7 protein-coding genes and 2 pseudogenes are annotated in these 8,228 nt (G+C 58.7%); all 9 read right to left on the bottom strand.

Annotated elements, in window-relative coordinates:
- On the bottom strand, positions 1-217 hold a 217-nt coding region (locus HMPREF9538_RS32065; protein WP_009484208.1), incomplete at its 3' end, for a hypothetical protein.
- A pseudogene (gene bcsA / locus HMPREF9538_RS0126980) lies at positions 214-2,324 on the bottom strand (UDP-forming cellulose synthase catalytic subunit). The pseudogene bcsA and the gene HMPREF9538_RS32065, both read right to left, overlap by 4 nt.
- A 19-nt stretch (positions 2,325-2,343) precedes the next feature.
- Positions 2,344-3,136 (bottom strand): annotated as a pseudogene (locus HMPREF9538_RS22185) (cellulose synthase operon protein YhjQ/BcsQ).
- A gap of 1 nt (position 3,137) precedes the next feature.
- A complete protein-coding gene (locus HMPREF9538_RS22190) occupies positions 3,138-3,677 on the bottom strand; it encodes a cellulose biosynthesis protein BcsO (protein WP_009484206.1) in 540 nt (179 codons plus the stop codon).
- A 317-nt stretch (positions 3,678-3,994) separates the two neighbouring features.
- A complete protein-coding gene (locus HMPREF9538_RS22195) occupies positions 3,995-4,174 on the bottom strand; it encodes a hypothetical protein (protein WP_004145206.1) in 180 nt (59 codons plus the stop codon).
- Between the two features lie 18 nt (positions 4,175-4,192).
- Positions 4,193-5,206, bottom strand: a complete 1,014-nt coding sequence (gene dppF, locus HMPREF9538_RS22200; protein WP_002921784.1) for a dipeptide ABC transporter ATP-binding subunit DppF — start codon at positions 5,204-5,206, stop codon at positions 4,193-4,195.
- On the bottom strand, positions 5,203-6,186 hold the full coding sequence (gene dppD, locus HMPREF9538_RS22205) for a dipeptide ABC transporter ATP-binding protein (RefSeq protein WP_009484205.1): 984 nt from the start codon (positions 6,184-6,186) through the stop codon (positions 5,203-5,205). The genes dppF and dppD overlap by 4 nt, the downstream gene beginning before the upstream one ends.
- A gap of 10 nt (positions 6,187-6,196) precedes the next feature.
- Positions 6,197-7,099: a dipeptide ABC transporter permease DppC gene (gene dppC / locus HMPREF9538_RS22210; protein WP_004145207.1), complete on the bottom strand. Its 903-nt coding sequence runs from the start codon at positions 7,097-7,099 to the stop codon at positions 6,197-6,199.
- A gap of 9 nt (positions 7,100-7,108) precedes the next feature.
- Positions 7,109-8,128: a dipeptide ABC transporter permease DppB gene (gene dppB, locus HMPREF9538_RS22215; RefSeq protein ID WP_002921786.1), complete on the bottom strand. Its 1,020-nt coding sequence runs from the start codon at positions 8,126-8,128 to the stop codon at positions 7,109-7,111.
- Positions 8,129-8,228: the final 100 nt, after the last annotated feature.

The following is an 8,228-nucleotide window of genomic DNA, read 5'->3' as shown; positions in this document are numbered from 1 at the left end:
CCACCGCCGCCGCATCGCCGGCGGTGGCGGGGGCTGCCGGAGAGGCGCCCTCCTCCGGCGAGGCAGCCGGAGGTTCGTCGCCGGGCTCGCTGTCCGCCGCGTCGTTGAGCTGCGGGAAGCTCAGCGGGGCAGCGGAGCCGGAGCCCGGTTCTTCACTGTGTAGCGCAGGCGCAGAGAGCATCCCTGCCAGCAGCGCCAGCGTGGTTAATCGCTTCATAACGTCCCATCCTCCTGCGCCGTTTTCGCCACTGTTGCCCGATTGCGCTGGCTACGACGGGTTTTCCACGTCAGCCAGAACAGTTCGAACACGCAGCGTAAAATGGTGAAGAAGGAGCGGAACGGGTTATCCTGCGGGCGCGGCGGATTAATCCACGCATCCGCGCGGGCCAGCACCACGCGCACCAGTTCACGGCGGCGCGAAAGCGGAATATCTTCATCAAACTTGAGGCGCAGGAAGCGCTCGTCAGAGGTGACCAGCTGGGCCGGAATCGAGATAGCCCCGGACTGCAGGATCAGCTCAATCTCTTCGATGTCATCCTCCAGATGGCGATTATCAGGCGCGACCACGCGGCAGCCGCCCATCGACAGATCCGCGGTATGGCTGCGCGAGACGATGCCGCTGGCGTAATGGATCACCACCGGAATGTCGACATCGATACGAATGGTTTTTCGCACCTGCCGCGTTTCGCGCGCCACGGCAATCGCCGCCAGCAGGAAGATCAGACTGTAGATCCCCCACCCGACGTTGAGGGCGATAACGTTGGGATCCGAGCCAAAATAGTCATGGCCAATCGCCCGGACGATGCCGACCACCACCCCCAGGGCCAGCAGGCAGGCCACCACCAGGTGCGGGCGCACCACGGTGAAATCGAAGTAGCCGACGTCAAGCAGCCCCCCTTATCGGTAACGTTAAACTTGCCGCGTTTGGGGAAAATCATCGTCACCAGAGTCGGCAGCACCAGGTGGAAGGCCAGCACAATATCGTAGATCTCCCCCCAGAAGCTGTAGCGATAGCGGCCGTTCATTCGCGAACCAACGTAAATAGCGAGGAACAGGTGCGGCAGGGCATAGGAGACTATCAGGCTCGCCGACGAGTAGATAATATTGAGGTTAAACAGCAGGTAAGCCAGCGGGGCGGTGACAAACACCACCCTGGGCAGCGCGAACTGGTAGTAGAGCATGGCGCTGAGATAGCACAAGCGCTGCTGAAAAGTCAGCCCGCGGCCAAACAGCGGATTATCGACGCGGAAAATCTGCGTCATCCCGCGCGCCCAGCGGGTACGCTGGATGACGTGCACCACCAGGCGTTCAGTAGCGAGACCTGCGGCCAGTGGGATATCGAGAAAGGCCGACTTCCACCCCAGACGCTGAAACTTCAGTGCCGTATGAGCATCTTCGGTCACCGTTTCGACGGCGAAACCGCCGATCTGCGCCAGCGCCTCGCGACGGATCACCGCGCAGGAGCCGCAGAAAAAGGTGGCGTTCCAGTTGTCGTTCCCCTGCTGAATCGGGCCATAGAACAACATCCCTTCGTTGGGAATGTTGCGTCCGACGGAGAGGTTACGTTCAAATGGATCCGGGGAATAGAAGTAGTGCGGCGTCTGCACCAGAGCCAGCATCGGGTCTTTCAGGAAACCGCCGACGGTGGCCTGCAGGAAGACGCGCGTGGCGACGTGGTCGCAGTCGAAAACGCAGATAAGCTCCCCCTGAGTCAGGGTCAGCGCATGGTTAAGGTTCCCCGCTTTGGCGTGCTTGTTGTCATTGCGGGTGATATAGCCCACCCCAACGTCGGCGGCGAAGACGGCAAACTCGCTGCGCTTACCGTCATCCAGAAGATAGATTTTCATTTTATCTTTTGGATAATCAATGCATTGTGCCGCCAGGACGGTATCGCGCACCACCTCCAGCGGTTCGTTATAGCTCGGAATATAGATATCGACCGTCGGCCACTTACTCATATCATCCGGCAGCGGAACAATGCCGCGCTTCAGCGGCCAGACCGTCTGCAGATAGTTAAGCAGTAGCATCACCCAGATATAGACTTCCGCCAGAAAGAGTCCCATGCCGAGAATAGCTTCAATGGACGAGTTGAAGTGCAGGGTCTGCGTGAGGCGAAAATACATGTAACGGGTGGACATCAGCAGCGACGTGACGACCATAATGACCGATACGCTGCGGCGCTTGCTGAAGCCCATCAGAAAGAGAATACCGATACTTAACAGACCAAAAATATACTGCTTTTGGCTGTCCATCGGCGTGATCACCACCAGCACGGCGACGGGTGACAGCACCAGCGCCAGCAACCAAAAAAGAGATTTTTTCATTCAGCAGCCCTGCAAAAAGTTAACGCCCTGACATGCGTGGCTGGCTGTGCACCGTGCCATCGCCAATATGAATACCCAACAGCGAAGATATTTTTTTAGCCATGATTTCAATATCGAAGGCCGCTGCCGAGGAAGCGTTAAAGTCCAGGATCGACTTCTGCGAGGCATTGGCCTCCACCACGCTTTCATCACGATGGATCACGCCAAGCAGTCGCTCGCCCAGTTTCTCTTCCATCAGGCTGGTGACGTCCCGGCTGACCTGGCGACGGCTATCGCTTTGGTTAATGACGAAATAGTGCCCGTGCTTATAATTCAGCGCCGCGCCGGTCAGGCGCTGCTTTTCTACGTGCGCCAGGGTCGACATCGAGGCGGTATCCGCCAGCAGCGGGATAAGATGCAGGTCCGCCAGCCCCGTCAGCGCCTTTAGCGCGGGCGAAGGTCCAGGGGGCATATCGGCGATGGTGATAAGCCCGGGATAATTAAGCAGCGCGGACAGACCGCGCTGGAGGAAATGGTCATTATGGGTCAGTTGCTCATCAAACGCCTGACGCTGCGCCTCGCTCACTTCGCCATATGGCAGGACGAAAATATTACTGCCGGCGCTCAACACGCACTGGCTCCAGTCGTGCAGCTCCAGCGCCTTCGCCACATAGCCCCGCTCATCGTTCAGCGGTACGCCAAAATGCAAACGCAGCGCGTTCTGGACATCAAAATCCAGCGCCAGAACTTTGCTGCCCGTCCGCGCCAGCGAATAGGCTAAATTGGCCGCCAGGGTCGTTTTCCCTACGCCGCCTTTCGGTGAACAGACGCAAATCAACGGCATGTCGCGATCCTTTCCAGAAGTGATTTCAAAGGCTGGTCTTTATTTTTCGCCACCGGCTCCGCGCTTTTCGCGGCGAACAGGTGGGCATAGTTCTCGGCGGCGGCCGCGGGTCGGGGGGCCATTCTCGGCGGCGGCGCCATGGCCGGTTCCGACGCCGGAATTGAAGGCGCAGGGGTCGGCGCAGGCTCCTGCCTGACCGGCTCCGGTGCGGCTGCGGCGGTCTCCACGACCGGCTGGGAAGTAGCAGGCGCGGCCGAAGCGGCAGACACAACAGGATCAGAGGTTGGCGCCGCTGCTACGGCCGCCTCTACCTGGCGGAACAGATCCGCGGGCACCGACTGCGGCAACGGCGCGGAGACCGAGCCTCCCAGCGCCAGAGAAGAGGGTTTCTCGGCGCCGGGATTTAGCTGATTGAGGATCGCCCAGTCGCCGTGTTCCCGCGTGGCGGCTTGCGAAGAAAGATCCTGAAAGTTGAGGTTTTGCGTCCGCGTTTTTTCTTGAAAGCGCTGCAGATCATCATAATGGTTCATTGATAACCTCATGATTTTAAAAATTTCATATTAAGTTTGTTGTTATTTTCTGGGTATATTAAAAATATCGTGACGCTTCTGGGATGGCAGATAACGCGCCGATGGTGACGTACCAATACACACGATTGACAGGGTTATAATAGTTTAGAATTTGATTTTCGGGATGATTCCACGGCAGAAGTATCGCTACACTAACATTTCCCTTGCAGAAGGGTAGCCCCATTTTTTAGGTATGCGTACATCCTTAACTTCCCGCAATCACCACGCTTCCCAGTCGTTTTTATATAAAAGTATTAGGTCATGATGAAATCATAGCGTCAGATCAGCGAAAGAATAAACCTGAACCATTTTAATTTCTCTTTAATTCTATAAAAATGGACTGAAAGGCTTATTTTTTCGGATAATCTACGAAGAATGCTCTGAGAGCGTGACATAAACTGCGGCAATATGCGTAAGCGCCAGGTTTTATCCACGGCGGGAGAGAAGCTCCCGGCCATGGGACCGGGAGCGCGCCATCAGGCGTGGGACTTTTGCGGATTCTCATCCTGGTCGACGGCAAAGCAGGCCACCAGCTGGCCGCCGTAATCCTTCAGCTGCGGCTGGAGCTGAGTGCAGGGGCCAAAGCGACGGCGACAGCGCGCGTTAAAGGCGCAGCCCGGTGGCGGATTTAGCGGGCTCGGCAGTTCGCCGGTCAGCTTGATCCGCTCGCGCCGGTCGTCTGGGTTCAGACGCGGCGTCGCCGACAGCAGCGCCTGGGTGTACGGATGACGCGGATTGTTGAAGATCTGGTCTTTGGTGCCCTTCTCCACGCAGCGGCCGAGATACATCACCATCACTTCATCGGCGATGTGCTCGACGACCGACAGGTCGTGGGAGATAAACACGTAGGACAGCCCTAAATCCTGCTGCAGATCCATCATCAGGTTCAGCACCTGAGCGCGTACCGAAACGTCCAGCGCGGAGACCGGCTCATCGGCAATCACCACATCTGGATCCAGCATCAGCCCGCGAGCAATAGCGATACGCTGACGCTGACCGCCGGAGAACATATGCGGGTAGCGATCGTAATGCTCGGTTTTCAGGCCCACTTTCGCCATCATCGCCAGCGCTTTTTCACGCCGCTGCTCTTTGCTCAGGCTGCTGTTAATCAGCAGCGGCTCCTCCAGAATCTGCCCCACTTTTTTACGCGGGTTCAGCGAACCATACGGGTTCTGGAACACAATCTGGATTTTTTGCCGCCGCAGCTTCTGCGCCTGCGGGTCGTGCTTAAGCAGATCCTGCCCCTGATAATAGAGCTCGCCGCCGGTGGGGATCTCAATCATCGTCAGCAGACGACCGAGGGTCGATTTGCCGCAGCCCGACTCCCCCACTACCGCCAGCGTTTTACCGCGCTCAAGGGTAAAGGAGACGCCGTCCAGCGCCTTCACCAGCCGTTCCGGGGCGAATAACCCCTTCTTCACCGGATAGTGTTTTTTCAGATCAATGGCCTGCAACAGCGGTTGTGGCGTGGCGGCCTTTTGCGTACTCATAATCCAGGCCTCCCGGCATCATCGAGTGGGTAGTGACATTTAGACTGGCGGCCGCCGGTCAGATCCGCGAGCGCCGGCTCTTCGCTACGGCATTTATCCGTGGCATAGGGGCAGCGCGGATTAAGCAGGCAGCCGTTGGGACGGTCATATTTCCCCGGCACCACGCCCGGCAGCGAGGCCAGACGCGCTTTATCCTGGGCGAATTCCGGCAGCGCGCGCAGCAGCGCCTGGGTATAAGGATGGCGCGGCGCGCGGAAGATATCTTTCGCGTCACCGGTCTCCACCACCTGACCCGCGTACATCACGATAATTTTATGCGCGGCTTCCGCCACCAGCGCCAGGTCATGGGTAATCAACACCAGCGCCATATTCTCTTGCTGCTGCAACTCCAGCAGCAGTTCGATAATCTGCGCCTGAATGGTCACATCCAGCGCGGTAGTCGGTTCATCGGCAATCAGCAGTTTTGGCCGGCAGGCGATCGCCATCGCGATCATCACGCGCTGGCTCATCCCGCCGGAAAGCTGGTGCGGATAAACGTCCAGCCGCGACGCCGGGTCAGGAATACCCACCAGGTTCAGCAGGTCGATCGCCCGCTGGCGGCGGGTTTGCTTATTGCCGCCCTGATGGATCTTAATCGCTTCCATAATCTGGTAGCCGACGGTAAAGCACGGGTTGAGGCTGGTCATTGGATCCTGGAAGATCATCGCCACTTCCGCCCCCACCAGCTGGCGCCGCTCTTTTTCAGAGATGCGCTGCAGATCGCGGCCGTTAAATTCCAGTTTGTCCGCCATCACCCGGCCGGGGTAATCAATCAGCCCCATAATCGCCAGCGAGCTCACCGACTTACCGGAACCCGATTCCCCCACGATGCCGACCACTTCGCCCTGCTTCACGCTATAGCTGATGCGGTCTACGGCGCGGAACGGCGCATTCTCATCGCCGAAATGCACCGATAACTTATCTACATTTAATAACGCCATCTCGAACCTCTTACTGCTTCAGTTTGGGATCGAGCGCGTCACGCAGACCGTCACCCATCAGGTTAAATGCCAGCACCGTCAGCAGGATCGCCACACCCGGGAAGGTCACTACCCACCAGGCGCTTTGCGCGAACTGCAATACGTCGGAAAGCATGGTGCCCCACTCAGGCGTCGGCGGCTGCGCGCCCATACCGAGGAACCCCAGCGCTGCCATGTCGAGAATGGCGTTAGAGAAGCCCAGCGACGCCTGAACAATCAGCGGCGCAAGACAGTTAGGGAGAATATTAACGAACATCTGGCGCATCGCGCCGGCGCCCGCTACGCGGGAGGCGGTCACGTAGTCACGGTTGACCTCCACCAGCACCGCGGCGCGCGTGAGACGCACATAGTGCGGGAGCGCCACGAAGGTTAGCGCCAGCGAGGCGTTGACGATGGAGGGCCCGAAGATTGCCACCAGCACCAGCGCCAGCAGCAGACTCGGCAGCGCCAGCATAATATCGACGACGCGCATGATGATTGAGTCCACCACTCCGCCGAAATAGCCCGCCACCAGGCCGAGCACCACGCCGAGGATCAGCGACAGAACCACCACCAGGCAGCCCACCAGCAGCGACAGGCGGGCGCCGTACATCAGGCGCGACAGAATATCGCGGCCCACGTCGTCGGTGCCGAGCAGATGCGCCATGCTGCCGCCGTCCTGCCAGAACGGCGGCGCCAGCAGCGAATCACGGAACTGATCCGCCGGGTTATAGGGGGCGAGGAAGTTGGCGAATACCGCGATGACGATCATCACCACCACGTATACCAGCCCGACGACCGCCCCTTTGTTGCGTTTGAAATAGTGCCAGAACTCCTGCAGCGGAGTCATGGGTACCGGCGCAGCGATAACTTTATTTTCAGTAACTTGTGACATGATGGCCCCTTACTTCTTATGCCGGATACGCGGGTTCACCACGCCGTACAGCAGGTCGACCAGCAGGTTGACGAGGATAATCATCGTCGCCACCAGCAGCACCCCGCCCTGCACCACCGGATAATCGCGACGCTGCAGCGCGTCGATCAGCCAGCGACCTAAACCAGGCCATGAGAAAATGGTTTCCGTCAGGATGGCGCCTGCCAGCAGGGTGCCCACCTGCAGACCAATCACCGTGACCACCGGCAGCATCGCGTTACGCAGCGCGTGGATCACGATCACCCGCATCCGGGTCAGGCCTTTGGCGCGCGCGGTACGGATATAGTCTTCGCCAAGCACTTCCAGCATCGACGAACGGGTCATACGCACGATCACCGCCAGCGGGATGGTGCCCAGCACGATAGCGGGCAGGATCATATGCATTAAGGCGTCAATAAAGTCGCCCTGCTCGCCCCAGATGGCGGTGTCGATCAGCATAAAGCCGGTCAGCGGCAGGGTATCGTCAAGGAACACCGTATCGCTGATGCGCCCGGAGACCGGCGTCAGGTTCAGCTGTACCGAAACCAGCATAATCAGCATCATGCCCCACCAGAAGATAGGCATTGAGTAGCCGGTCAGCGCCAGGCCCACCGCGGTGTGGTCAAAGATGGAGCCGCGTTTTACCGCAGCCAGCACGCCCACCGGAATGCCGACGGCGACGGCGAAGATCATCGCGCAGACGCCCAGCTCAAGAGTGGCTTTAAAGCGCGGGACAAACTCCTGCCACACGGGAATGCGGCTTTTCAGCGAGATGCCTAAATCGCCGTGCAGCACGCCCCAGATATAGTGGGCATATTGCTGCCACAGCGGCTTATCAAGGCCCATTTCGGCCAGCAGCTGCGCGTGACGTTCGGGGGAAATACCACGTTCGCCCGCCATAATCATCACCGGATCGCCGGGGATCATATGGACGAAAGCAAAGGTGAGAAGGGTGATACCGATAAATGTCGGGATGACTAGTCCCAGACGTCGGAGAATAAACTGCAACATAACCCGGATTCTCTCTAGTGACGCCCCGCCTGGCGACAGGGCGTCTGTATTGCTCACAAAAGCATTCCCCGGAATAGCGGGAATACGCCCCCCGCCCCCC

Origin of the sequence: Klebsiella sp. MS 92-3, from assembly GCF_000195655.1 — a bacterium.
Taxonomy (GTDB): domain Bacteria; phylum Pseudomonadota; class Gammaproteobacteria; order Enterobacterales; family Enterobacteriaceae; genus Klebsiella; species Klebsiella pneumoniae.
The sequence above is the reverse complement of the archived record's forward strand: the minus strand, read 5'-3'. Positions and strand labels throughout refer to the sequence as shown.

Bases quoted from the DNA above. Each gene is read 5' to 3' on its own strand.
- HMPREF9538_RS22190 (WP_009484206.1), bottom strand. From the start codon at position 3,677: ATGAACCATTATGATGATCTGCAGCGCTTTCAAGAAAAAACGCGGACG.
- HMPREF9538_RS22195 (WP_004145206.1), bottom strand. From the start codon at position 4,174: ATGGCCGGGAGCTTCTCTCCCGCCGTGGATAAAACCTGGCGCTTACGC.
- dppF (WP_002921784.1), bottom strand. From the start codon at position 5,206: ATGAGTACGCAAAAGGCCGCCACGCCACAACCGCTGTTGCAGGCCATT.
- dppD (WP_009484205.1), bottom strand. From the start codon at position 6,186: ATGGCGTTATTAAATGTAGATAAGTTATCGGTGCATTTCGGCGATGAG.
- dppC (WP_004145207.1), bottom strand. From the start codon at position 7,099: ATGTCACAAGTTACTGAAAATAAAGTTATCGCTGCGCCGGTACCCATG.
- dppB (WP_002921786.1), bottom strand. From the start codon at position 8,128: ATGTTGCAGTTTATTCTCCGACGTCTGGGACTAGTCATCCCGACATTT.